This window comes from Methanobrevibacter sp. (assembly GCF_017447225.1).
Taxonomy (GTDB): Archaea; Methanobacteriota; Methanobacteria; order Methanobacteriales; family Methanobacteriaceae; genus Methanocatella.
The window spans coordinates 13,676-38,238 of record NZ_JAFSNZ010000099.1 but is presented as its reverse complement, the minus strand read 5'-3'; the positions used below and the strand labels follow the sequence as shown (position 1 = coordinate 38,238).

Here is a 24,563-nt window from a genome sequence, read left to right as displayed (position 1 = left end):
CATACAACAGCGTGAAAAAAAATATTTTTTCACTGAACCCATAAGTCAATGGGAGATAGCTTGGTAAATCTTAATACACAGGTATTAACTGCCCAAGAATAATTTTACAAAAATGGTACAAATATTAAGTAAAAGACTATACAAAAAAATTAGAATAATATAGTAAATTAATGTTTATTTTTATAGAATATATAAATATTAGTACAAGAATTAAATAACATTCAAAATACTATATATGGAAAATATCCGTGAAGTTTGTAATTATAGTTATTCCAGTTTAAAACACTGCCCAATGAGTTTCCGGCATTAATTGTATCGCTGGCAATCCATGTATCGCCTATCAACACCTGAGTCCATACATGACCATAGGAATTTCCGCTATTGAATACGCAGGTTCCATGCACATATCTGGCAGGAAGGCCGCATGCCCTGTACAAAGCGATTGATAAATGAGACTGGTCAACGCAGTTTCCTGTTTTTGAATGCAGTGTGCCTACAGCACCATAATGAGTATCATAATAATAACCGTAACGTATGGTATCCCTCACATAATTGAATATTGCTTTAGCCTTATCTAAAGGATTTGTGTACTTTCCGGTCAGTTGTTTTGCAAGGGCAACGATTTCAGGGTCTGAAACCTGACAGTTTTGGGAATCTGATAAGTATTGGGTTAAATCAGAGACGGTATTTTTAGAATTCAATATCTTTTCTGATGCGAAAATGTATGATTGGCCGGCATTATTTCTCTCAGCATACTTATAAACAATCACATAATCTCCTTTGGATAAACCTCCAATAGTGAAAGTTGCTACTCCATCATTATCAGTAAGGACATGACTGGATACTCCATTAAATATGAATTCAATGTCTGCATCCACAATAGGGTTGTTGTAAGCATCCAATACAGTTACCAAAAAGTCTCTGGATAATCCGGGATAGACTGTTATGTCATAAGCAACTAAAATGGAGCCATCGACTAAAACATGATTGGATTTGGAGCCTGCGGAGTAAACTGCACTATCAACTGATGTGACAATATCATAATAGCCCACTCCCAGATTAATATTTAATTTGGCAACACCTGAAGCATTGGTGGTTCGGATATATGATTTTCCTGCAATATTGAAAGTAACGTCAATTCCTTCCAAAGGACTTTTACTGGCATTTGTTAATGTTGCAGTAAATGCTTTTGCATCACCATAAACAAAGATCAAATCGGAAGTGGATAAATAAGCAGGAATCTTTGAAACTACAATAGTATTTGACCCTTCACTGTAATCCGGAGAATTGATATCGCAATAGCTGTATGAGATTTCATAAGTGCCGGGATATAAGTTAATGTTTAGGCCTGCAACTCCCTTTTCATCGGTGTTGCGATTATATGATTTGCCGCAGACATTAAATGTTACTGTTTCATTTGCTATAGGAAGTGAACTTGAATTTGTTAATGTAACATTAAATGCAGACCCGTCACTGTAAATCATTTTCAAATCTTTTCCGGTTAACACAGTAGTTGAATTGGCAACAGTCACGGTATTGGATGATTTGTAAGGATAATAATTAATATTGCCCCCAAATTCATATTCTACGGAATATTTCCCTTCGTTAGGATTTGAAATAAGAATTGACGCTTCACCATTCTCATCAGTAACAGCAGTTATGGAATTTCCGTTATACTTGAAACTGATTGGTGCAAAAGGAATTGTCTTATTATTCAATCCAAGCAATACTACCCGATAATTTCTATCATGTCCCGCTATAATATGAACATTTGAATCTGAGATTGTGGAATTACATTTGAAAATATCTATACTATTGGAAACAGCCAATCCTTTATAATTGACGGCAGTAATAACATATTTACCTACATTGAGGTTGATGTTTAAATGAGCGTTTCCATCGCCATCAGTTACGCGAGTATAGAAAACTCCATTAATGTTGAATGTGACATCACTGCCAGCTAATGGATTTCCCTCATCATCAAGAACCTTAGCGGCGAATCTACTTCCATCCCTATAATTCATGATTAAGTTATCTGCAGAAATGGTAGGTAAAACTTCAATATTATTGGAATGCAATTCATTATTGAGAGAATTTAGGGCTGTGATAATATATTTTCCAGGACCTAAGTTAATATTTAATTTCGCAACACCATTTCCATCAGTTATGCGTGTATAAAACACTCCATTAATATTGAATGACACATTGGCATTTATCAAGGGATTGCCTGCACCATCAAGGAGATTTACATGATATTGTGTGCCATTCATATAATATTTTACAATATCTGATCCATTAATTGTAGACAATACAGTTATAATATTGGAATGCATTTCACCATTATTTGGATTAGTGGCTGTTAATACATATTTTCCAGGGTTTAAATTAATATTTAGCTTTGCAATACCGTTTTCATTAGTTCTTCTCTGATAGAAAACACCATTAATGTTGAAAGTAACCATAGTATCAGTTAAAGGAGTTCCAACGCCGTTGATAAAAGTTGCATAATACTGAGTATCGTTTTTATATAATTTCCCAATATCATTTCCGCTGATTGTGGAGAACACTTTTACAGTATTTACCGTTGAAAAAGAAGAGTAATTCCCATTACCCACATAAAAAGAGGAAATGTTATAGATTCCTGGCTGTAGATTTATTGTAATAGATGCAATACCATCACTATCTGTAACCCTAGTATAGTTAATATCATTTATTGTAAAAATTATATTTTGATTAGCCAATAAAGAACCATTATAATCGGATAAAACAACTTTAAATGAAGTTCCATTCTTATAATATAATTCAGTATCATTTCCGGAAAGAACAGTTTGTATATTATCTTCATTAGAATAATATTGCACATCATCATAAGAGCTCATCAATGAGACGGAATCATTTAATAAACTGGAATCATCAGCTGCGGAAACTGATGAAAGAAAAAGAAACATAATGCATGCAAAGCATAAAAGCACTGCTTTATTTATATTAGAAATTTTTCCACCCCTTGTTTTCGTACGAAAATTTTAATAGAAATATGATATATAATAAGATAAGTAAATTTATGTATATTTCTTGGCAATATATAAATATTGTTAAAAAGTAAAATTGAAGAATTAATCACAAACAGATAAAAAATGATATTTGAAGACAATATTTTCAGGAAGGATTTTAAAAAAGTGGACATACGCTTAGCCTTGGCATATCCAAATATTTACAGGACTGCCATGTCATCATTAGGATATAATATCCTCTATAATTTCATAAATGAAAGGGATGATACATGGTGCGAGAGAATAATATATCCGAATGTTAATTCAATCGAATCAAATACTCCTCTTAAAAACTTTGACATAATCAGTTTCACACTGCAGTTTGAAGAGGATTACTTTAATGTGGTGGAAATGCTTAAACAGGCAGAAATTCCATTGAAAAGAGAGAATAGAACTGAAAGCGATCCACTCATAATTGCCGGCGGGCCATGTGCAAGCGCAAATCCCATGCCTATGTCAGACTACATAGATATTTTCATTGTAGGTGAAGGCGAAGAAATAATGGATAATTTCCTTGACAGATTTCTTGAAAATAGACGTTTGGACAATTTTTTAGACCTTGAAGGAATTTATATTCCAAAATTTGACAATAATGCAAAAATAACCCTTGTTAAGGATATGGATGATGCATACCATATCACCAAGCCGATAATCAGCAGGACAGATGATGATGAATATAAAACTGTTTTCAGCGATTCAATCATGCTGAACGTTTCCAGAGGGTGTGCCCGAGGATGCAGATTCTGCATGTCAAGCTATCTTTATAGGCCGATGCGTGAAACAAATATTGACATATTGGTGGATATTGCAGAAGAGACCCGGAAAAACACAGGTTTGAATAAAATTACTTTAATTGGTGCTGCGGTCAGTGACTATTCAGACATTGAACTTTTGATTAAACGACTCGAAGAAAAGAAATTCCAGATTTCAACACCATCACTGAGAATTGAATCAATAACATATGAAAGTCTGAAACTTCTTAAGAAAAGCGGTCTGAAAACTATTACATTAGCACCCGAATCAATTTATGAACTCAGAAAAAGAATCAATAAAAATATTCCTGATGAAAAAATTTTTTCAGTTATTCAAGATGCAGTGAAACTTGACTTCAACATAAAATTATATTTCTTAATCGGACTTCCATATGAAACAATGGATGATATTGAAAGTCTGTGTGAATATATTGAAAAAATTGCGAACATGCATACGTCAAGACATAAGATCAAATTCAGCATAAATCCAGTTGTTCCAAAACCACACACTCCTTTACAATGGATGAGTTATAATTTTAAAGACATCAAACGAAAAAGCAAATATATTAAAAAGAAATTGCGGAAATATAACATCAAGATTGAAAGTCCTAAAAAAGCACTTATCCAATATATACTCTCCTGTGGAAATAGTGATGTTTCTGCAATTATTGAAAAATCACTGACAAAAAATGTGAACATGCATGAATGGATGGAGTACCTGCCCCATTATGAAATTGATGACGAGTTGCCATGGGACAAAATTGACACTGGAGTTAAAAAGGAATTCCTGAAAATAGAATACAAAAGATTAAGCTCCAAAAAGCAAACACCATGGTGCGATGAATCTCCATGCTATAACTGCGGTGCATGTGAAGATTAATATTACAAAATAATAATATAATAATATAAGAGGAATTGTTATGATTAATCCTGCAAACAGAACAAAAACAATCGAATTATCACAAATAAGAAAAATGTTTGAAGTTACAAATCCCGGCGCTATTAACTTGGGAATCGGTGAACCTGATTTCAATGTTCCTGAAAATATCAAACAGGCAATGATAGAATCAATTAATGAAAATGATACTCATTACTCACCGAATAAAGGCCATATTGAATTAAGAGAAGAAATTGTGAAAAAATTTAAAAAAGACAATGATATTAAAACAAACCCTGATAATATCATAGTGACCGTTGGAGCAAGCGAAGCCCTTTATATGTGTGCACAGGCATTTATTGAAAAGGAGGATGAAGTTTTATTACCTAATCCCAGCTTTTTATCATATGAAGCATGTGTAAAGTTAGCTGACGGGAAAATAACACCTGTTGAATGCAGCATGGAAAATGAATTCAAGCTGCAGGCAAGCGATGTTGAAGAAAAAATAAACGAAAATACTAAAGCAATAATCCTAAATTCACCATCCAACCCTACAGGAGCAGTGATGGAAAAAGAAGACATAAAAGCAATTGCAGATTTATCAATGGATAATAATTTCCTAATAATTTCAGATGAAATCTATGAAAAAATCATCTATGACAAAAAACACTATTCTCCAGCGAAATGGAGTGATAATGTAGTTACATTAAACGGTTTTTCAAAAACATATGCAATGACCGGATTGAGAATAGGTTACTTAACTGCCAATGAGGATTTATGTGAAGAGCTTCTCAAAATACATCAGTATAATATTGCATGTGCCAATTCAACATCCCAAAAAGGAGCACTTGAAGCTTTAAGAGGACCACAGGATGAAGTAGTGAAAATGGTTGATGAATTCAAAAGAAGAAGGAATCTGATTGTTAGAAGACTTAATGAAATGGGTTATGAAACAGTGAATGCTGAAGGAGCATTTTACGTATTTCCAAAAATTGAAGATAATGACTTTGTTCAAAAAGCAGCACAGGCCGGCGTGATAACCGTACCTGGTGCAGCATTCGGTTCTAACGGTGAAGGACATGTGAGAATGTCTTATGCAAACTCCTATGAAAATATCGAAAAGGCAATGAACATACTTGAGGAGAAAATAGTAAATGGATGAAACTAGAGAAAAAGGCGGTAAAAAAGCAGCGACAGTCGCAATAACTTCAAATTGTTTTTTGACTATTTTAAATATTGCAGTAGGATTGATGTGTGGAAGTTATGCATTGGTTGCAGAAGGAATTCATACATTATCCGACGTTGCAACATCAGTAATCGCATTTATAGGATTTAAAATAGGACAAAGACCAGCAGATGATGACCATCCGCGCGGACATGGTCGTGCTGAATCCATAAGCGGACTTGTGATAGTTCTGTTTTTAACAATGGTAGGATATGAAATCATAGATACCGCTAAAGACAAGCTCCTTGATCCGAGTTTAATTACTGTACCTACCATTTATGCAGCATTAATGGCCGTATTTGGAATATTTATAAATTTGGCAATCAGCAGATATATTATTAACATTGGCAAAGAGATTAACAGTCCCGCCATTGTGGCTGACGGACAGCACCAGAGAACTGACATATACTCTTCAGTAGCTATTCTAGTAGGTATTGTCGTGTCAAATATGGGATATCCAATTTTAGACCCGATTGTAGGATTAATAATTGGTCTTTTAATCTTAAAAACTGCATACACCATAGGTAAGGAAAACCTGGACAATATTATGGGAAAAGTTCCTGATGACAAATTAATAAGAAAGATAGAAAGAATAGCCAATAAAACACCAAATGCCTACGAAGCACATAATATAAAAGTAGACAACTACGGATCATATGTTATTGTAAATCTGCACGTTAAAGTGGACGGGAAGATGAGTGTTGACGAGTCTCATAAGATTGTCCATACTGTAGAAGAAAACATTCTTAAAAAAATACCTACCGTAAAATCTGTTTCTGTACATGCATGTCCTTTAGGCCTGGACTATGAGCATGAACAAGAAATAGACAAAAAATAAATTAAAACGCCGGGACCGGGATTTGAACCCGGGTGATCATATGATCATCGGATTAGCAGTCCGACGCCGTACCAGGCTGGGCCATCCCGACATAAACAAAACAAGATATACCATTATATGTTAAAAGTACTTTATAAACTTATTTATTTCTATATAAATGGCACGTTCAGAAGTGGACTAATCTCAAAAATATAAGTGATCTGAAAATCCAACTCCACCCCGGGATACTACAAGCATCAATTGTTAATAGTAGAGCTGCTCCCTTCCGGGCCTGACACGTTCCTATATCGAAGATGATTCTTCTTTACCCTCCAGTAAAGACTCCATCACCATTAATCCTGTAGGACGAAGTTTCTATGTTGTCAATCCAGGCTTATATTCCCTTGAAAAGCCGCCTTCTGAACTTCGACTGCACCAAAGGGGGTGTGTGCTTACAGAGGACCCCTAACCCTCCAGTCTAGCCACTATTATTTTATATCATTAATATTATATAAATGTTAACAATTTCAGAAAAAATAATATTTCTAGTAAATCAAAAAATATTGCCTAAAAATAGAACTAAAAATAAAACTAATGATAACATTAAAAAAAGTGGATTTTAACAAAAATTAACAAAAAATAAAGGGCATGATTTAGCTAAATTTAAAATTAAAAATATTGAAAAAAAATATAAAAAATGTTAAAATTTATTACTGGAAAAAAATAAAATTCCAGTAACTTGAAAAAAATGATTAAAATCAGCGTAAAATAATTAAAAATATTTAGTTTAGAAAACCTCTTGGATAATATCACCGTCAGAAATAATACCAACTAATTTACCATCTTCAATTACAGGCAACTGATTTAAAATACCAGAACCAGGATTTGCATCTTTCATGACATTTATAGCTGTTTCCAACGTATCTTCCGGAGAAATTGTAACAACATCTTTAATCATGATTTCCTCAACATTTGTTCCCAATTCATATTTGTCCAATATCAAATTATGACCAACATCCGTTGCAGTGATTATGCCCACCAACTTATCATCTTCCACAACAGGAAGAGAACTGATTTTGAACTCCATCAATTTTTCAAAAGCATAAACCACATCTATTTCAGGAGTTGTGGTAATCACATCACTAGTCATTATCTGTGATACTTTCTTCGTTAGCATTATTTTCACCTCCAAATTCTTCAATAATATCATTTACCATCAAATCAATAGTGTTTCTCATATCCACATTATTGATAACATGAACATCATGGATTTTTGCCTGTTCTATTAAAAATTCCTGAGTTTTACGGATAGTTGAAAAATTCTCCATATAATGTTCCAAAGACCGTTTTACCCAAGGCTGTCTGCATCGAGTATAGAATCTTTGCTTGTGCATCTCTTCATCCTCAACAGTTAACGTGAACATTATAACATTACCCTTTTTAAGCAGATCCTCACGGATGAACCCCGGAACCACATGAACTCCTTCGACGATTATGCTTATTCCCTCTTTTAATGATCTTTCAATGATTGCCTCTATTCCAACATTGACAACATCAACATGGCTGATGAATCCCTCAATGACCGCATCAACACGTATTGCAGGAGTCCTTATGCTTTCATAAGCATCAAAACTTGATTTATGGATAACCGGATTCAGTTCTTTAGAAACAATTTTACGCATTACTTCACGTACCATATCTGTGCTTATCAGGTTTTTCAATCCCAAACGATTAGCAAGTTCAAATGCCATTGAAGATGTTCCAACACCTGAAGAACCTCCTATCAATATGATTAAAGGCTCATCAGATTTTCTAACTTCTCTCCATTTGCTATATTTTAAGGAAATTTCTTCATCAAACTTATTAAGATAATCTGCAATATATTTGGCCAAATCATTGACAGTTATTTCAGTAATATTGGCTTCAATAAGTGAATTTTCAATTTCAGTGGCAATTTCATATGCTTCGTCAAGACCCAGTCTTGATACACGTAATGAACGAGCTAAAATACCTTTGGAAAATGGTTCTTTATAGTCATTTCCATCAACATTACCGACAACCCAAATCATAATATCACTTAAGAATTATTTCACTAAAAAAATATTTTAAAATAATGATAAATAAAATTTGTTATTTGATTCTGAAAAAGAAAAAAAGTAATTAGAATTATTCGTCTAATTGAATAATGCTAATATCATATGTTGAACCGTCTGTAATGTCAATTAAAACAGCACCGTTATTTTTTAACATTCCAGGATTAGCAACATCTGTAGTTATACCAATTTTACTGAGAGATTTAGCCTCATGGATATGACCGCAGATATTAATTTCAGGTTCAAACTCATGAATTGATTTTAAGATTCCTGAACTGCCTACATGATCACCGCCTTCAGTTAAATCCGCATCGGTATTGAACGGTGGAGCATGCGTTACAAGAATTCTGACTTTAGGAACATCCTTATTGTAGACATAGTCATAGTTAGCCATCAATTCGTATACATCACCATAGATTTTTAAGTCGTCAATTTCTCCAGGAGTATCGAACGGAGTAGGATTGGATCCGCCATATCCGAATAAAATTGCATCGCCATATCCTATGATTTCATTATGCAGGCAGAATGCACCTGACTCACCTATTGCTTTACAGATTCCTGCAGGATCGCAATTTCCCGGAATTGCTATAACATCACAGTCATAATCAAATATTTTTCCGATGAATTCACCTACGAACTCCAAAGGTCCGAAATCTGTAATATCTCCAGTTATTAATACTAAATCAATATCATTATTTTCCAGATATTTATATAAATTTTCATTTTCTTCGCCGTGAACATCACTAATAGCTAATATTTTCATATTATCGCCCATTATTCTTCTAAAAAGAAAGAACCCATTTCTTTCAAACCAATCTGTAAATCCGGTTTATCTCCATGAATAGCCACAGTAACATCATCATCGAATTCGATGATAAGACCATGCCATTCAGCAATTTCCTGAACCCTTTCTTCAGCCAAAGGAACTCTCAAATTAATTCTTCCAGTGGTTAAACCTGGAGGAGTGTTAACTAAAAATGTTGAACGAGACTTTGGAAATTCAAAGAGTTCTTCTCCCCTCATTGCCCTTTTAAATAAATCCATCCAATGTTCAACATACTCTTCGCCTTCATCTTCTGCGAGAGACAAGACTGTTCCCTGGACACTACTTAAAGACATTTCTGCTTTTGCTAAACCATTAATCAAATCAGGATGAGATGGATCTCTTTTATATGAACTGATAGAAGATCTGATCAATCCCATCTCGGGGTTAATTCCGCCAGGGATTTCATATCCCTTTTGAGTTAAATCTGAAATCAGATTATTGAGAACTAACCAAGTCTGTTCAGAGGGTAAGCTCATAAATGTCCACCTATAATTTTTAAAGTAGTATGATTTATTTTAGCGTCAGCTTCTTTTAATTCTTTTTCGATTTCTCTAGTATTTTTATATGAATCTAAGAATAATACATGATGAGTAGAAGTTCCGGCAATGTTTAAAATAGCCAATTCATCATCTGCTTTAAGTTCTCTTTTGTCAATAGTTGCTTTAAATTGAACGTAAGGTTCATATTCTTCTGGAAGGTCTTCGTATTTAAATATACCATCTAATGTTGCTACAAACATTTTAATACCTCTCATATTTTTTATAACAATTTAAATTTTATAATAATTAATATATAAAATTAATTGAAAATCATTCGTAACTCATCAAACAAAAATGAAATTTGAAAAAAAATTGTTACAAATGTAACAATAATAATCCGAAATGTGTTTTCAATGCCTAAAAAATAAAAAAAGGATAAGGATAAAATCCTTAAACTTATTTAGCGTTTTCACCTAAAGCTTTAGCTAAAGCAGGTGCTGCATCGATTTTTTGTGCGTCTAAAGTTAATTCTTCAGCAGATAATCCCATAGCTAATCCGTATAATTGAGCTAAGTGGAATACAGGAATTGCAAAGTCAGTTCCGTATCTTTCGTTAACTTCAGTTTGTCCTTGGTCAAATTGCATGTGACAGAATGGACATACATCAACAATAGCATCTACGCCAGCAGCAGACATGTGATCGAGTTTTTCTTTAGTGTAACTTGCGGTTACGTCTAAATCTCTAGCTCTTACTCCACCACCAGCACCACAGCACATCATTTTGTCTTTGTAGTCAATGGATTTAGCACCAGTGAGTTCTACAAGATCATCTAAGATGGATGGGTTTTCAGCTTGGTCTTCGATACCGATTTCAGCAGTAGGTTTTAAGAAGTGGCATCCGTAGTGAACAGCAACGTTTAAATCTAAAGGTTTTTCAATGAGGGATGAGATTTTTTCGAATCCGACATCGTCTCTTAAGATTTGTGCTAAGTGTTTAACGTTGGTAGTTCCTTTGAATTCTCTACCGATTTCAGCTAAGTTTGCGTTGATTTTAGCTCTTTTATCTTCATCTTCTTTTAACATGTGGTTAGCTTCAAATAATGAACCGAAACAACCGTTACATTCAGTTAAGATGTCAGCTCCTATATCTTCTGCAAGAGTTAAGTTACGTGCAGCAATGGTAGCCCAGGTTTCTTCATCAAAAGAACCGAATACACCAGGAGCAGGACAACAGGAAGCTCCTTCCATATCTTTTAATTCAATATCTAATGCGTCAAATAATATACGGGTTGCTTTTTCAATACCAGGATAACGGTTAGGCATGATACAACCTAAGAAATATGCGATCTCCATAATAATACTCTCCTAATCAAATTATTCTTTTAATCCGCCGGTTGCTTCATCGTAACCGATTAATTCATCAAATGCGGTAAGTTTACATAATTTTTGTACTTCTTCTAAAGCTGCAGCGTCTGCGTGAGTGGTTGCAGGTACTTCAGAAAGACCAATTTTGGTTCTTAATGCTTTAGTTGCATCGTTGATTGGTACACCGTGACCTGTGTTGATTACGAATACACCAGTCATTTTGTGTGGTTTTGCCATGTATCCAGCGTGAGCAGCAATGTTACGTGCTTTTTTAATAATTTCCACAATTTTTACGCTTCTAGGACATCTTTCTTGGCAAGTGTAACAGGTAGTACACATCCATAATGCGTCGTCAGTGATTACTTCTTCTTTTAATCCGAGTAAACATTTTCTGACAATTTGTCTTACTTTATAAGGAGTTCTTCTTCCTGAAGGACATCCTCCACCACAGGTACCACATTGGAAACAATGTTTAACAGTTTCAATTCCAGCATCAATAAACTCAGCAGTAAATTCTGGGTCACGATTTGCATCTGTTAATAATTCTTTATCAGTCAATAAAGTCATATTATCTCTCTTTTTATCTTCATTTTGTTTTTCTTCGTCATCAGCTTTCTCAGCTGATTCCTCTTCATCATCAGTGTTAACATCTTCCTCATCTGAAGAAGTATTTTCTTCAACATCTAAAGATTCTTCCACAGGAACTTCTTCTTCAATTTCTGAAGTTTCAACTTCTTGAACTTCTTCTACTTCAGATTCTTCTTCCTCTACTTTAGGAATTTCTTCATCATTAGAAGGTTCATCTTCTTCTATTATAGGAAGATCTTCTTCAACACGTTGTTCTTCGATGGAGCTTAAATCTTTTTTGAATGTTACTTCGCTAGCTGCATCTTCATCTTTTTTAAGAACATCAGAAATAGGAACTGATGTTTTTGTTCCAGATACAATAGCATCATCCAAATTGGATGGTTTTGCTCCGACATCATCAGATTTTTCATCTGCGACGTTTTTTTCTTCCTTATCTTTATCCTCGGAAAACAAGGATTTAAGACGATTTATAATAGACATTGAAAACACACCTCGGATTTTCATAGGAATATCTATCCTCCAATCCTTAATTATAATTTATCTGAAAATCATATATAAAGCTTACTAAATTTTTGAAAGGTGTAATCAAAAAGGTTACACTTAAAATATATTTTAGGATAACCTAAAATTTTAAAGATTAATAAACAATAATATACAAAATGATAACCAACAGAAAAAAGGAAGAATCAAATGATTAAAAAATTCGAAATCAAATCCCATGACGGACCCGGAAGAATCGGAAAAATTGATGGTGAAAAGACCCCAATACTATTTTATGAAAATGATTTGAAAATTTGCCCATCAGAAGGTTCAGCATATAATATTGACAAGGAAATAGCTCAATTTAACGTGAATGAGACATTAAGACTTGCACGTGAAAATGTTGATACCTATGATGCTGCAGTAATTCAGGGATCCAAATACATTGACTTGAGAATTGAATGCATGAAAGAACTGGAAAATATCGGATATAATATATTTATTATAGCAAACGGGGACGAGCTTTTGACAAACCCCAGGGAACTGGTTGACATTGTAGTAAACCTGAGGAAAAATGCCCATCCGTCAACAATGCTGATTTTCACATTTGCAGAAAGCTCTTTTATGCCAATACTGACTTACATGGGAATAGACGGATTTTTAACTGATGCAAGCAATTATTACAGCCACATGAATGTACTGCAAACCCCTACAAAAGCATATGATCTGAACACATATAAAATATATAAAGACATTACCCGAGAAGAGCTTGAAAAGAAGAATATAGAGTGTCTGGAGTTTGTAATACGTGAAATACAAACACATATGGAAAACAGTTCATTAAGAAATCTTGTTGAGGAACGTTCAGGAACTGCTCCCCAAAACATATCCACACTGAAAATTCTGGATAAAACCTATATGGACTTTATCCTGGAATACAGTCAGTTATTCTAATTTTAATGATGAAACTATTTCATCATATTCTTTTATTGTTTTTGATGAATAGTCCGCAGTTCTTAACTCGAAAATATAGATATTACCCTCTTCGATGAAGACATATGTATGGATATCAAAAGTAATGTCCGGAGTCCTGATGTTTCCATGGAGCCTTATTGCATCCATATTAGCTATCTGGACAAAATCTGATTCTAAAATCACCCCGCCATCATCGCATATGGTGTTTTCCATGAATTCCTTATAGCTATTCAAATCTGTAGGTGTGGGAAATGCCACAATATTCAAAAGATTGCTTTCCCCTTTGGATAGAGTCGCAATGCAGTCCGGATTGTTGAAAGTGTCCGCATCCTCAACAGTCCATGTTTCAGGATACTGGAAACTGACATTGCCTGACTGGAAAATATTCTTATTCATCCTCATCCTCTTTTGCTGATTTTATATCAATGGTTTCAGGCGCTTCCTCTAAAGTATCAATATATTTGGAAAACGGTTCGGGGAGCTTAGGCATTACTTCTTTCAATATCTCTGAAGCATCCAATTCCAATGCCTGGCCTGAAAGCAGCTGTTCAACATCAAAGTCAAACTCAAATGGTTTAAGCAAATCGTCTGTAGGTACTCTCAAATTGATTTTTTTCTTGTTGAGTATCATTTTAAGAGTGCTTGTGTTTCTTATTTGCTCATTCATGTCAGCAATTGTGCTGTTTATCTCGTATGCTATAGCCTTATTCTTCTCATTTACATCATGTTTGGATTTTGATATTGACTTTTCCAGACCTTCAATCAAATCAGCGTTTCTTTTGTTGATATTGTCTCTGGCCTCATCAATGACAACATTAATGGCGTTTAAAATAGATTTGTTTAATTCAACATTATAAGCAAGAATCATCTTATTTTTATAGTCCAGTTCCTTGAAAATGGCAACCCGTTCCTCATCAACACTGACAAGCTTTTTGTTCAGCTCATAAATCTCATCCTTGGCCTTGATTAACTCTTCCTTATCTGACAATTGGTCTTTAAGTGAACCCACATCATCGAAAAATGAACTTTTCAAAGCATCCAACTGATCTTGAAGCTCCTGAATCTGAGCGTCCTTTTCAGCAATGATATCCTCATCAACAGCTTCGGAAGATGTATTTTCGATTAGTTTTTCATACTCCTCTTTAGGAATGACCTTAACCAAATCATTGTCTTCAAAAGGATCCTCTTTTTTAAGGCTTACCTGTTTCTGTTTGGATTCCTTTTCTACTGAGTTGCCGTCCTTATCTTTGCTCGTATATTTTTTGGTATATACCCGAACAGTTCTAAATTCCTCATTTTCCATTACTAATCACCTACTTAATTATATCTACATTATTTATAATTTAAATAGTTTATCTAAAAAAATGTTAAATTAATAATAGAAAAAGTGAATAAGGATAAATTCGTATTGACAAATTTTGACGCATCCTCATTCAAAATACAAACAAAGGCTTAACTATGCCTCCAACATCATAAGATGTTATATATTATTTTAGGAAAAATTAGTAGTTAAAATATTATAATTGAGGAGGTATTACAAATGTCAATACTTCTCCTCATTTTCAATCCACAACTTCATAGCTTCTTCAATAGCTTTTGAATACCAACCCTTAGTGAACAATAACTTAGAAGAGGCTAATTTACGAAAATACATGTCCAGGTCATTATTGACCTTAATAGTAACTCTTCTATTTTTAGTCATGAATAACTATTAGTATTCTTCTAGTAAATAAACTAATCAGTATTTTTCATCCTTATTTTTACACATTAATGATAATAATTACCTGAAAGAGTAAAATTAAGCTCAATTAGAACGTATTGTTATGGATTTAAAATGCAAAAATAAGAAAATGAATATGACATATCATCCAAATCAAAATTTTTCAAATCAGTATTGGATTCACAAAATTATCATAAGCACATAGTACAATTAACTCAGGCAAAGGAATATTTCAAAAATCATCACCCTGATCACATATAATTTCTGACAGATTCCGTATTTACCTTCCGAATACAATTTTTCAATACCCCAGGAAAAGAAAAAAAGAAAAAGATTTATATATTATAAAGACTAATGTATTAAACGATGTGAAGAAAAATTCATGTCTTTCAATGAACATCAGTCAACCATTTTATAATCTCCAAAGTTAGTTCATTGCACTTAAAAACAAGAAGTAGACATTATAAATTCTACTTCCCCCCTCCCCTATTTTTAAACACCATAATTTTTTAATTTTAATATGAATTCTTAATCATATATAAAAAATATATAAAAAAAGCACTGATTTCTCATTTTTCATGATAATTCTAAAAAAATTTTAAAAAAATTTATATAATATGAAAAACAACATATTATACGATGTGATATAACATTCATATCTATGATGAACATACCTCAATCATTTTATAATCTCCAAAGATTGTTCATTATACATACAACACGAAGTAGATAACAACCAATCTACTTCTCCCCTTTTTATAACTTAAACATCATCCAGAATGCTTGAATCAGCCCCAGCGATTTCTACAAGATATTCTGCCTCAACGATATGTAATTTTGCCGGTATAACGATGCAGTGAAGCGGTCCGCCAAAATCATAATCGATTAAATCGGCAATTTTGCCCGCTTTGACGATTACATCACTTGATCCGACTCTTGCAATACCCATTGCCAAAGTATCTTCTGTAATCCGTCCTTCATAGTCAATGGAGTCCTTAATGTTCATAAGATATTCCAAACCCTGATTTACAGTCATGTATCTGTCTTTATGGGCCTGAATGTCAAGTAATACGAGAGTGTGCAAATTTGATTTCAGGTTCTCTTCAATTGCCTCATATGGAGATTTGGGATAGAAGTTATAATCCGGAAAAGGAATGGTGGTTACCTTACCGAACTTATATCCCTGAAGGCCGGAAATTGCCGGTGCTGAAGACAATATTGATGATCCATGAATTACTTCATAAGCGATGCCCTTTTTCGCACACTGAACCAGAAAGTCGCTGTGGGTGGTTGCAATCAGAGGATCTCCTCCGGTAATCAGTGCAACATCCAGGTCTTTGGCCTCTTCAATGAACTTGTGCTCCTCTTCGACTTCACCCCTTACCAGAACTTCAATCTCCTTGCCGATAAGCTCTTCGATTTTGTCGAAGCTTGAGCCGAATAATCGTGAAGTGAAAAATTCAGCATAAATCTTATCTACATTTTTTAAACATTCCAAACCTTTTAATGAAATATCCTTTTCATCAAATAAACCTAATCCTACTAAATAAAACATGTAATACTATATATTGAATAAAACATAAAAAAGTTATTATGAAATGTGTTAAGGTTCCATTAAAAAAGCTTAATGATGTCAGAAAGGAATTGATGGAAAAAGAACTGATGAGAATGGATTATCGGATTAAAGCCGAAAGAGATTACGGTTATATTCCGATAAATGAAGATGTTGAAGGATATGAAATTGTTGATATTGACCTGGAACCGCTGAATACACGCCCGCACAACTTTGCAGAGCTGCTTGAAGGAGAGCTTAGCAATGAAGAAATTGAAGACTTGAGAACATCATTCGATACAATCGGAGATGTTGTTATTCTAGAAATTCCCGATCAACTGGAATCCAAGAAAAAAATCATCGGCAAAGCCACACTTGACTTTACCAAAAGAAAAGCTATCTACATGAAAAAGAGTGCCGTTCACGGAACAATCAGAATCCGTGATCTGGAGCTTATTGCAGGTGAAGATGAACCTATTACAATACACAAGGAGCATGGTGCCAGATTAAAGCTGAACGTCAAGGAAGTTTACTTTTCCCCAAGACTTGCAACCGAAAGAAAACGTGTAAGCGACAGCGTTAATGATGGGGAAAACATTTTAGATATGTTTTGTGGAATAGGACCCTTTCCTATTGTGATAGCTAAAAACAATGATGTTAACATTACAGGAGTTGACATTAACGATAATGCCATAAAATATTTCACCGAAAACATCCGCCTCAACAAGGTGAAAAATGTTGAAGCCATCTGCGCAGATGCAAGAGAAATATCCAAATCGTTTAAAAGTAAATTTGATAGAATAATCATGAACCTTCCAGGTCTTGCCTATGATTTCCTTGATGTTGCAATGCAGTTAATTGAAGATGATGGTATAATCAATTATTATGAGTTCTCAAATGGGTATGAACAGGGGGCAAAAAGGTTAATTGATGCTGCTTTAAAAGAAAATAAAAATGTGGAAATCATCAACACCAGAAAAGTCAAGTCCACATCTCCAGGAGAATGGCATGTGGCTATAGATGCCAAAATTAAATCAAATGATTAATTTCCACATATAAATTATACTTCATTTCTAATCTAGAAACCATTTATTCTTTTGATTTAGTTTCAAGCAAATATACTGAAATTAATGAAAGAATTGCATAAACAATAATTAATGGTGCGCCAGGTAAGTCAGAAAATGCAACTCCTCTTAAAATACTTAAAAGCAACACTAATATTACATATACAAACATTGCAATCTTAACTGTATTAGTAATAGACAAGTTATTGGAGAATATCAAGATAACTGGTGGAATAATTAATAATATTGTATAAATCAAAGCAGCAGAACCAATTCCAGAATAGAAACTTGAAGAACTAAAACCCATATAAATGAAACATAGCACTAAACCAATTATTAAGAATATAATTCCAATTATTGCTCTTGTTTTATTATTCATAATTTTACCTCCTTATAAATAGATAATCGAAATTTTATCAAAAGATATATATAACGCTTCTAATTTATGGTTCTGAAAATTTAATATTCAAATAATTTTAAATTTTTCCATTGAACAATTCATTTTAAATCAACGAAACTGCTTATTAAACTTAAAAAAAAACAAACATTTCTTTTATACACAAAATTAAATCAAAATATATATATATCGATAAATTTTACTTTATAGCTTCAAAGAGACACAACAAAACAAGATAAAACAATTATCTGATGTTTTCTTGAAATAACGAGGTGTCATTATGGAAATTAATGAAAAAAATATAAAAAATTTGGTATTGTGTATATTTTTAGGTGTAGTATCATTTGTTGCAATATTTTATGCAGCAGAAGAGATGTGGGTATCCATTATTATTTCTTCATTAATAATTGGTTTTCTCAGTAATGGTTTAGGATTATTTGATAAGTTTGATGAAGCATTAACTGCAGCAATTTATGCTTTTATATCTACTTTTATTGCTATGTATGTTTTCATTCCTTTCGCTTCATTAATAGCAGCGGATATTTTAATGTGGGCTTGTATTTCAGCAGTTATTGCTGCAGTAATAAGTTTTATTAAATTATATTTTATTAAACAAGGATCAGGTGATGATTTAAATGTTCAGACAAATGTACAGAATAAACTCAATGAAATCTCAACTGCAGTTAAAAATTGTCCAGAATGTGGAACTAAAATAAAAAAAGACGCAAAATTCTGTGAAAAATGTGGTTTTGAATTTGAAATATCTGAAAATATTTGTAACAATTGCGGATCTGAAGTAGACACTGATGCGGAATTTTGTGAAAATTGTGGGACAAAATTAAATTAATTTTTAAGACATGAAAATAAATATATGTTTGGAGGTGTCTTATGACAAAATTCTGTTCACAATGTGGATATGAAAACAAAAATAATGCACAATATTGTAAAAAATGCGGAAATCCATTTAAAACCAACAATATTGGAAATACATTAAATGATAAAACTAATAAAAGCGACAATAGCAAAATCATTGTCATCGCTTTAATTATTATAATAATCGCTTTAGCAGGAATATTTGTCTATTCTTCAGGAATATTTAATACAGATGACCAGCAAAGTGCTGTTAATAATGCTCCTCAAAACCAGACTGCACAACCTGCTTCAACTCCAACGGCTTCTACACCAAGTTCCAGCCCTACATCCATGAGCATTCTTGGAGGAAGCTTTTCAACAGGATCAGAGTTATCTGATAAGACTTATGCTGAAATCTATGTTGGTTCACAGCATGCAGGTGAACAAGTGACTGTGCAAATATGGTATTCAAGAGACGGTGCAACATTAAATAATGGAAATATGGTTCCTGCCCATGTTGATTCATCAGGTTACATCAGTATCAGCAGTGCTGATGCTTACAGCAAATTTCCTGATTTTGCAACAGTAAATCTGTATGATAGTTCAGGCAATAAACTATTGGATACAGTTTCAGTTAGTTTATCACCTACAAGCGGCACTCAAACATTCTAGAGTGCTAATTTTTTCTTTTTTAAAAAATATGATGATAAATTCATCAACTAATTAAATTTAAATCGGATTAATTATTCCATTTCAGTGATGATATGTATAATAAAATTAATAACTGCAGGTATTGTGGCATTGATTAATAAATAACTAATAATTACATGATAACAGTGACCACAAAGTAATAACCAAAAAATAAAAAAGAATTAAAAAAAATAAAAAGGTAGTTTAATGAAAATTCAATTAATTATGCTGCATTTGCACAAGATCTCAATGTGCCTGCAGGAAACTCACTAACATCCCTAGGTTCATAATCTGAAACAGATGCAGATGAATCTTGAGAAGGAGTATTAACTGAAGCAGAACTACTATAACTCTCAGTAGGATATCCACCATATACAGTCATAACACTATCATCATTCTCATCATACTCAACCCATATAGTCGCAACAGCATTTTTACTAATCAAATCATTTATTTCATTCACAGTAGAATTATCCACCTGAACAGTATCCGATGTAGCAAAAACAAAACCACAAAGAATAACAGACAACACTACCAAAACAAAAAATATTTTTTTCAAATTAAAACCTCCTTACTTTGTTGGTAATAAATTTATTACACAAAATATATAAATACATGATATGCATAATCATCATTATTTTGAGTAAAACATCCGAATAAAAACTCTCTTCAACAATATTATTTAGAAATTCCGTTGAAAAAATTGACTAAAATCAAATGAGTAATTAATTATTCTTAAAAGATTAATTACCCATTAGAGTAGACTTCTTCAATATATTGATTGATATGAAATGGTATGAATGATTATTTTATTTGATTTCAATGATGTACTTTTATAACTAAATATGATTATATTTCCACAAAATAAAAGAAATTAAGAATCATATACGTTAACTATACAATCCCCAATCAAATTTTAAAATCATGATTCAAATGTAAATTACACCTAAATCGGATCAATAATTCCATTTTCAGTGATAATACCAGTAATGAATTCTTTTGGAGTTATATCAAAAGCAGGATTTATCACTTCTGTGCCTTCAGGACAAATTCTGGCACCGCCATAATATCTTACTTCATCACCATCCCTTTCTTCAATAACAGTATCGAAGATGGATGCTTCAAAATCAAAAGTGGACAATGGAGCTGCCACATAAAATGGAACATCATGCTGTTTTGCAGCCATTGCAACCATGAATGAACCGATTTTATTAACAACACCGCCTTTTGCTATCCTGTCCGCACCTATGACGACCTTATCGATTTTGCCCTGTGACATCAAAAATCCTGAAGCCACATCAGGAATCAGTTTTACAGGAATGTTTTCCTGCTGCATTTCCCAAACGCTCAGGCTGGCTCCCTGACCGCGAGGCCTGGTTTCATCACAAATCACATTAATGTCTTTGCCTTCATAAAAAGCTGCTCTGATAACACCTAAAGCAGTACCGTAATCAACACATGCAAGTGCTCCTGCATTACAGTGAGTTAAAATAGTATCTCCATCATCAATGACTTCGCAACCGTATTTTCCAATAGCCATATTGGTATCGATATCTTCCTGATACATTTTTAATGCTTCTTCTAAAGGATCATCGCTATTCAGTACTCTGTCAACTGCCCAGAAGAGATTAATGGCTGTTGGTCTTGCTGCTTTGATTTCATCAGCAGCTTTTTCCAAATCCTCACCATTCAGATAGGCAAGAGCCATACCAAAGCCTGCAGCTACGCCAATAGCTGGTGCACCGCGCACAATCATGTCCTTGATTGCTACAATGACTTCCTGGTAATTTTCACAGTAAACATAAGTTAATTCGTCCGGAAGCTTAGTCTGGTCTATTAATTTTAATTTGTTGTCTTCCCATTCAATAGTTCTCATGATTATTAATATTATTTTGAGATGATATAAAAATTTGTATTAGACTCTGCGAATAACCGCACGTTCTGCTGATTGGCCAAAAAAATGATATCCAGAACCTGCTTCGGAGATTATATCCAGCAGTTCATCTGCTTTTGTTACGACTATACCTCCAGTCATGGTAACTCCATTTTCAAAGAATACATCCGGAATCATACTAGCGGTCGGTCCTGTGACAAGTATTTTTGCATCTGGTTTTGCTAGTTCAAGCAAATGGGACAATGTGCCGTTCAATACGGTGACGCCTGTTATCACAAGCAAATCCGCATCGGGAACATATTTGTGAGCATCTTCGGCAGGTGCGTAGAATGGCATTTCACGTTCCTTTAGAGTTCTTGGATCCTGTTCCAATATTTTGAAATCATTTCCTGCTGCAATAAGCTTTTTAAGCATTGGTATCAGTGCACCGACAACAACCGTCTTTTCGTATTTGGTCACATCAATTTCATCAAAGGCATCACGGGGCATTACAGGTTTGTATTCGCAACCCCCTTTTTCCCATATGATATTGCTTAATGCATTTAAGGCAGCTATTCCAAGCGTTCTTCTCAAGACATTGTCACAGAATATGTCGTCAAGATACTGTTTAACCGGAACGCCTGAAAGTTTCCCGGAAAGCGGCATTATGGCTGCTGAGCTTGGACAGCATACCGCTTCGGGCATTTCCTTAACCGGCGTGAAGCACAACCCTCCATGACCTGTTGAGAGCTTAACACCGGAGAAGAATAATCCGAATACTGCACGTTCCACTGTAATATCATCGATTTCATCATCCAGTTTTTCCAATACTATCTCTACTGTTTTTTTAAGCAATTCATCCATGTTATCACTAGTTAATTGTGTCTAAAATTGTTGTTACAGGATTGTCTGTACCTTCAAGGGCAGGTTCGCTTTTAGGTGCAGTCAGAGTAATTATCAGATTGACCTTATCTGACATGCATACATAGGCATATATTACGATGCCATCAAGTTCATAATTCTGCTGGACAACATCAAAATCACCGTATTTATAGGAATTTGAGCCGGAATAATTATATCCCATATTCTCCAGATTATCCCTTGCATCATCCAGGTTTTGCGCATCACCCAAAATTATGGTTATTGTATGATAATCATCCTTTTCAAGACTGACTGTATCATCTGAAGAATTATACAGTGAATATCCGTCAGGAATGGTGAATTTATGGCCGTCAATTGTTGCATCACTTGCTGCAACAGCAGAAACCGCACATATTAAAATTAGCACAAAAGCTAAAATCACTGATTTACATTTCATCCAAACACCTCATTTTTTATTTTCCTTAATTAATTTTTCCAAATCATCAAATTTCTTATTGAAATGCCTCGTCAAAATAGCTGCTGTTAATGTAGCTGTACTTACCCCTGATATAATATATCCTCCCCATACAAGGAGTATAGCATCCATTTTTCCTATAATGGAATTTCCCAAAATTGCATATCCGTTACTTGTAAAAGCGTTGGAAGTCATGACTAATGCATCAAACAAGTCCACATTTTCTGCAAAAGCCGTTAGATACATGCTGAAAAAGACTATTGCAAACAGAAGTATTATTGCAATTCCTAACCCATGATATTTAGTGTATTCATTGAATTTAGCATAATATACTTTAATCATATATAGCATGACTATCAAATGAGCAAATTCAAATAAGGATAAAATAGTAATATCTGATATTAAAAAAGAAACAGTAGCGAATGGTATTAATAAAAATGCCAAAATTTTATTTTTAATTGTGCTTTTGTCCAAGTCTATAAAACAGATTAAAGATATAACAAAATCAAATGTTGCAAGATACCACATATCCACATTAGCAAAAACCAATGCCAGGACAACATTTGTAAAACATCCTGCCATCATAAATAAGAACACAACTTGTCTTAGAGTATGTATTTCGTCTTCAGGAAAGTACTGCCTCATATCAAAAATTGTTTTATCCCTGATTTTTAAATAGAGCCTATTAATCAGTAGATAAATTAATAAAAATGTTATCAATATAACAAAAAATCCGACAACTGAGTCGAATAAGAAAGTATTCAAATCCATATTATTAACTTTATTTGAAGACATATAAATAATTAAAAATATAATTATTATATAATGAGATTATCCAAATCAAAAATCAACACATATCTTAAATGTCCCCGTGAATTCAAATACAGATACATTGATGAGATTGAAATGCCCCCTAATGAATATATGGCGCTGGGAAGTGACGTTCACAAAGTAGCTGAGGACTATGTTGTAAGGTATGGCGATAAACCACAAATGGACATCAGATATTCTCTTGATTTAATAGCTGAAAGCTTAAATCTGGATACTGATGAGATCGAGGTTCATTTGGATAGTCTGGCCTCTTTTTTTGAAAGGGCATTTGTTGAAAATGACTATAAGCTCTTCAGCCAGGAAGAGTATCTGACTGATGAAACCCACAACATCACAGGAATCACAGATATCGTTTTGGAAAATCCTGAAGGAGATTTAGTAGTAATCGACTATAAAACAGGATCATCATCCTCATTCAGCAAATGCAGGCGCGAGCTTGGATATTACAAGATGCTTGTTGAAAACAATTATGAGGATAAAAATGTGGTGGCCGCAGGAATATTTTTCACCAAAAACAATAAGTTAAGACTGCTTCATTTTGAGGAAAATCCGAACAAACGGAAATTCATGATGCAGGAAGAGCTTGAGGAAGGCCTCGACACATTATATGACGTTAGAAAAAAAGTCAATCAGGAAAAATTTCCTAAAAACGAGCAATATGTATGTAGATTCTGCACTTATGCAGACATCTGCTTTAAGGATTTTGACTAAAAAAAGAAAT

Annotated in this window: 26 protein-coding genes, 1 tRNA gene and 1 other RNA gene; 8 read left to right on the top strand and 20 right to left on the bottom strand. The window is 33.6% G+C overall.

Annotated features, from left to right (window positions below; translation table 11 throughout):
• Positions 1-221 precede the first annotated feature (221 nt).
• Positions 222-2,948, bottom strand: a complete 2,727-nt coding sequence (locus IJQ68_RS09560; RefSeq protein WP_292799755.1) for a transglutaminase domain-containing protein — start codon at positions 2,946-2,948, stop codon at positions 222-224.
• A gap of 186 nt (positions 2,949-3,134) precedes the next feature.
• Here IJQ68_RS09560 and IJQ68_RS09555 point away from each other — a divergent pair, with 186 nt between their 5' ends.
• The 3 genes from IJQ68_RS09555 to IJQ68_RS09545 are packed head-to-tail and all read left to right on the top strand — an operon-like array spanning position 3,135 to position 6,742.
• Positions 3,135-4,682: a radical SAM protein gene (locus IJQ68_RS09555; protein ID WP_292799752.1), complete on the top strand. Its 1,548-nt coding sequence runs from the start codon at positions 3,135-3,137 to the stop codon at positions 4,680-4,682.
• Between the two features lie 40 nt (positions 4,683-4,722).
• Positions 4,723-5,841 (top strand): pyridoxal phosphate-dependent aminotransferase, encoded by a 1,119-nt coding sequence (locus IJQ68_RS09550; RefSeq protein ID WP_292799750.1) that lies wholly within the window; start codon positions 4,723-4,725, stop codon positions 5,839-5,841.
• Positions 5,834-6,742: a cation diffusion facilitator family transporter gene (locus IJQ68_RS09545; RefSeq protein ID WP_292799747.1), complete on the top strand. Its 909-nt coding sequence runs from the start codon at positions 5,834-5,836 to the stop codon at positions 6,740-6,742. Before IJQ68_RS09550 ends, IJQ68_RS09545 begins: the two co-directional genes overlap by 8 nt.
• 7 nt (positions 6,743-6,749) lie before the next feature.
• Here IJQ68_RS09545 and IJQ68_RS09540 read toward each other — a convergent pair.
• From IJQ68_RS09540 to hdrC, 9 genes are all read right to left on the bottom strand, one after another.
• Positions 6,750-6,833: transfer RNA gene (locus tag IJQ68_RS09540), tRNA-Ser, on the bottom strand.
• 63 nt (positions 6,834-6,896) lie between these two features.
• An RNA gene (ffs, locus tag IJQ68_RS09535) (signal recognition particle sRNA) lies at positions 6,897-7,210 on the bottom strand.
• 298 nt (positions 7,211-7,508) lie between these two features.
• Positions 7,509-7,901, bottom strand: a complete 393-nt coding sequence (locus IJQ68_RS09530) for a CBS domain-containing protein (protein ID WP_292799761.1) — start codon at positions 7,899-7,901, stop codon at positions 7,509-7,511.
• On the bottom strand, positions 7,864-8,790 hold the full coding sequence (locus tag IJQ68_RS09525; RefSeq protein WP_292799744.1) for a 2-phosphoglycerate kinase: 927 nt from the start codon (positions 8,788-8,790) through the stop codon (positions 7,864-7,866). The genes IJQ68_RS09530 and IJQ68_RS09525 overlap by 38 nt, the downstream gene beginning before the upstream one ends.
• Before the next feature lie 97 nt (positions 8,791-8,887).
• Positions 8,888-9,577 (bottom strand): metallophosphoesterase, encoded by a 690-nt coding sequence (locus IJQ68_RS09520; protein ID WP_292799741.1) that lies wholly within the window; start codon positions 9,575-9,577, stop codon positions 8,888-8,890.
• An 11-nt stretch (positions 9,578-9,588) separates the two neighbouring features.
• Complete coding sequence (locus IJQ68_RS09515; RefSeq protein WP_292799739.1) at positions 9,589-10,116, bottom strand: DUF2096 domain-containing protein; 528 nt, start codon at positions 10,114-10,116, stop codon at positions 9,589-9,591.
• The gene (locus IJQ68_RS09510; protein WP_292799736.1) at positions 10,113-10,379 is read right to left on the bottom strand and encodes a DUF749 domain-containing protein; all 267 of its coding nucleotides are present in this window, start codon (positions 10,377-10,379) and stop codon (positions 10,113-10,115) included. Before IJQ68_RS09510 ends, IJQ68_RS09515 begins: the two co-directional genes overlap by 4 nt.
• A gap of 196 nt (positions 10,380-10,575) precedes the next feature.
• On the bottom strand, positions 10,576-11,472 hold the full coding sequence (gene hdrB, locus IJQ68_RS09505) for a CoB--CoM heterodisulfide reductase subunit B (RefSeq protein ID WP_292799733.1): 897 nt from the start codon (positions 11,470-11,472) through the stop codon (positions 10,576-10,578).
• Between the two features lie 21 nt (positions 11,473-11,493).
• Positions 11,494-12,552, bottom strand: coding sequence for a CoB--CoM heterodisulfide reductase subunit C (hdrC, locus tag IJQ68_RS09500; RefSeq protein ID WP_292799730.1), 1,059 nt, complete (start codon positions 12,550-12,552; stop codon positions 11,494-11,496).
• Between the two features lie 210 nt (positions 12,553-12,762).
• Here hdrC and IJQ68_RS09495 point away from each other — a divergent pair, with 210 nt between their 5' ends.
• Positions 12,763-13,506 carry an archaeosine tRNA-ribosyltransferase gene (locus IJQ68_RS09495; protein WP_292799727.1) on the top strand — a complete coding sequence of 248 codons (744 nt, stop codon included), beginning with the start codon at positions 12,763-12,765 and terminating at the stop codon, positions 13,504-13,506.
• Here the strand turns inward: IJQ68_RS09495 and IJQ68_RS09490 are convergent.
• The 4 genes from IJQ68_RS09490 to dph5 all read right to left on the bottom strand — a co-directional run bounded on the left by IJQ68_RS09490 (position 13,498) and on the right by dph5 (position 16,802).
• Positions 13,498-13,923, bottom strand: a complete 426-nt coding sequence (locus IJQ68_RS09490) for a hypothetical protein (RefSeq protein WP_292799724.1) — start codon at positions 13,921-13,923, stop codon at positions 13,498-13,500. The two genes, IJQ68_RS09495 and IJQ68_RS09490, sit on opposite strands and share 9 nt — an antisense overlap.
• The gene (locus IJQ68_RS09485; RefSeq protein WP_292799721.1) at positions 13,916-14,830 is read right to left on the bottom strand and encodes a hypothetical protein; all 915 of its coding nucleotides are present in this window, start codon (positions 14,828-14,830) and stop codon (positions 13,916-13,918) included. Before IJQ68_RS09485 ends, IJQ68_RS09490 begins: the two co-directional genes overlap by 8 nt.
• Positions 14,831-15,070: 240 nt before the next feature.
• The gene (locus IJQ68_RS09480; protein WP_292799718.1) at positions 15,071-15,229 is read right to left on the bottom strand and encodes a hypothetical protein; all 159 of its coding nucleotides are present in this window, start codon (positions 15,227-15,229) and stop codon (positions 15,071-15,073) included.
• A gap of 781 nt (positions 15,230-16,010) precedes the next feature.
• On the bottom strand, positions 16,011-16,802 hold the full coding sequence (dph5, locus tag IJQ68_RS09475) for a diphthine synthase (protein ID WP_292799715.1): 792 nt from the start codon (positions 16,800-16,802) through the stop codon (positions 16,011-16,013).
• A 38-nt stretch (positions 16,803-16,840) separates the two neighbouring features.
• Here dph5 and IJQ68_RS09470 point away from each other — a divergent pair, with 38 nt between their 5' ends.
• Positions 16,841-17,845, top strand: coding sequence for a class I SAM-dependent methyltransferase family protein (locus tag IJQ68_RS09470; RefSeq protein ID WP_292799713.1), 1,005 nt, complete (start codon positions 16,841-16,843; stop codon positions 17,843-17,845).
• Between the two features lie 43 nt (positions 17,846-17,888).
• Here the strand turns inward: IJQ68_RS09470 and IJQ68_RS09465 are convergent, their stop codons facing one another.
• A complete protein-coding gene (locus IJQ68_RS09465; RefSeq protein WP_292799711.1) occupies positions 17,889-18,242 on the bottom strand; it encodes a hypothetical protein in 354 nt (117 codons plus the stop codon).
• Positions 18,243-18,540: 298 nt separating this feature from the next.
• Here IJQ68_RS09465 and IJQ68_RS09460 point away from each other — a divergent pair, with 298 nt between their 5' ends.
• Positions 18,541-19,107 (top strand): zinc ribbon domain-containing protein, encoded by a 567-nt coding sequence (locus IJQ68_RS09460; protein WP_292799708.1) that lies wholly within the window; start codon positions 18,541-18,543, stop codon positions 19,105-19,107.
• Positions 19,108-19,148: 41 nt separating this feature from the next.
• Positions 19,149-19,784 carry a zinc ribbon domain-containing protein gene (locus tag IJQ68_RS09455; RefSeq protein ID WP_292799705.1) on the top strand — a complete coding sequence of 212 codons (636 nt, stop codon included), beginning with the start codon at positions 19,149-19,151 and terminating at the stop codon, positions 19,782-19,784.
• Positions 19,785-20,025: 241 nt separating this feature from the next.
• On the opposite strand, the gene IJQ68_RS09450 is transcribed toward IJQ68_RS09455, so the two are convergent.
• From IJQ68_RS09450 to IJQ68_RS09430, 5 genes are all read right to left on the bottom strand, one after another.
• On the bottom strand, positions 20,026-20,361 hold the full coding sequence (locus IJQ68_RS09450) for a hypothetical protein (protein ID WP_292799703.1): 336 nt from the start codon (positions 20,359-20,361) through the stop codon (positions 20,026-20,028).
• Between the two features lie 387 nt (positions 20,362-20,748).
• Positions 20,749-21,678: an S-methyl-5-thioribose-1-phosphate isomerase gene (mtnA, locus tag IJQ68_RS09445; RefSeq protein ID WP_292799700.1), complete on the bottom strand. Its 930-nt coding sequence runs from the start codon at positions 21,676-21,678 to the stop codon at positions 20,749-20,751.
• Between the two features lie 39 nt (positions 21,679-21,717).
• Positions 21,718-22,539: a DUF364 domain-containing protein gene (locus IJQ68_RS09440; protein ID WP_292799697.1), complete on the bottom strand. Its 822-nt coding sequence runs from the start codon at positions 22,537-22,539 to the stop codon at positions 21,718-21,720.
• A 7-nt stretch (positions 22,540-22,546) separates the two neighbouring features.
• A complete protein-coding gene (locus IJQ68_RS09435; RefSeq protein WP_292799694.1) occupies positions 22,547-22,993 on the bottom strand; it encodes a hypothetical protein in 447 nt (148 codons plus the stop codon).
• 9 nt (positions 22,994-23,002) lie between these two features.
• Positions 23,003-23,806 carry a hypothetical protein gene (locus IJQ68_RS09430; RefSeq protein WP_292799692.1) on the bottom strand — a complete coding sequence of 268 codons (804 nt, stop codon included), beginning with the start codon at positions 23,804-23,806 and terminating at the stop codon, positions 23,003-23,005.
• 30 nt (positions 23,807-23,836) lie between these two features.
• On the opposite strand from IJQ68_RS09430, the gene IJQ68_RS09425 reads away from it, so the two are divergent.
• Positions 23,837-24,553: a PD-(D/E)XK nuclease family protein gene (locus IJQ68_RS09425; RefSeq protein WP_292799689.1), complete on the top strand. Its 717-nt coding sequence runs from the start codon at positions 23,837-23,839 to the stop codon at positions 24,551-24,553.
• Positions 24,554-24,563: the final 10 nt, after the last annotated feature.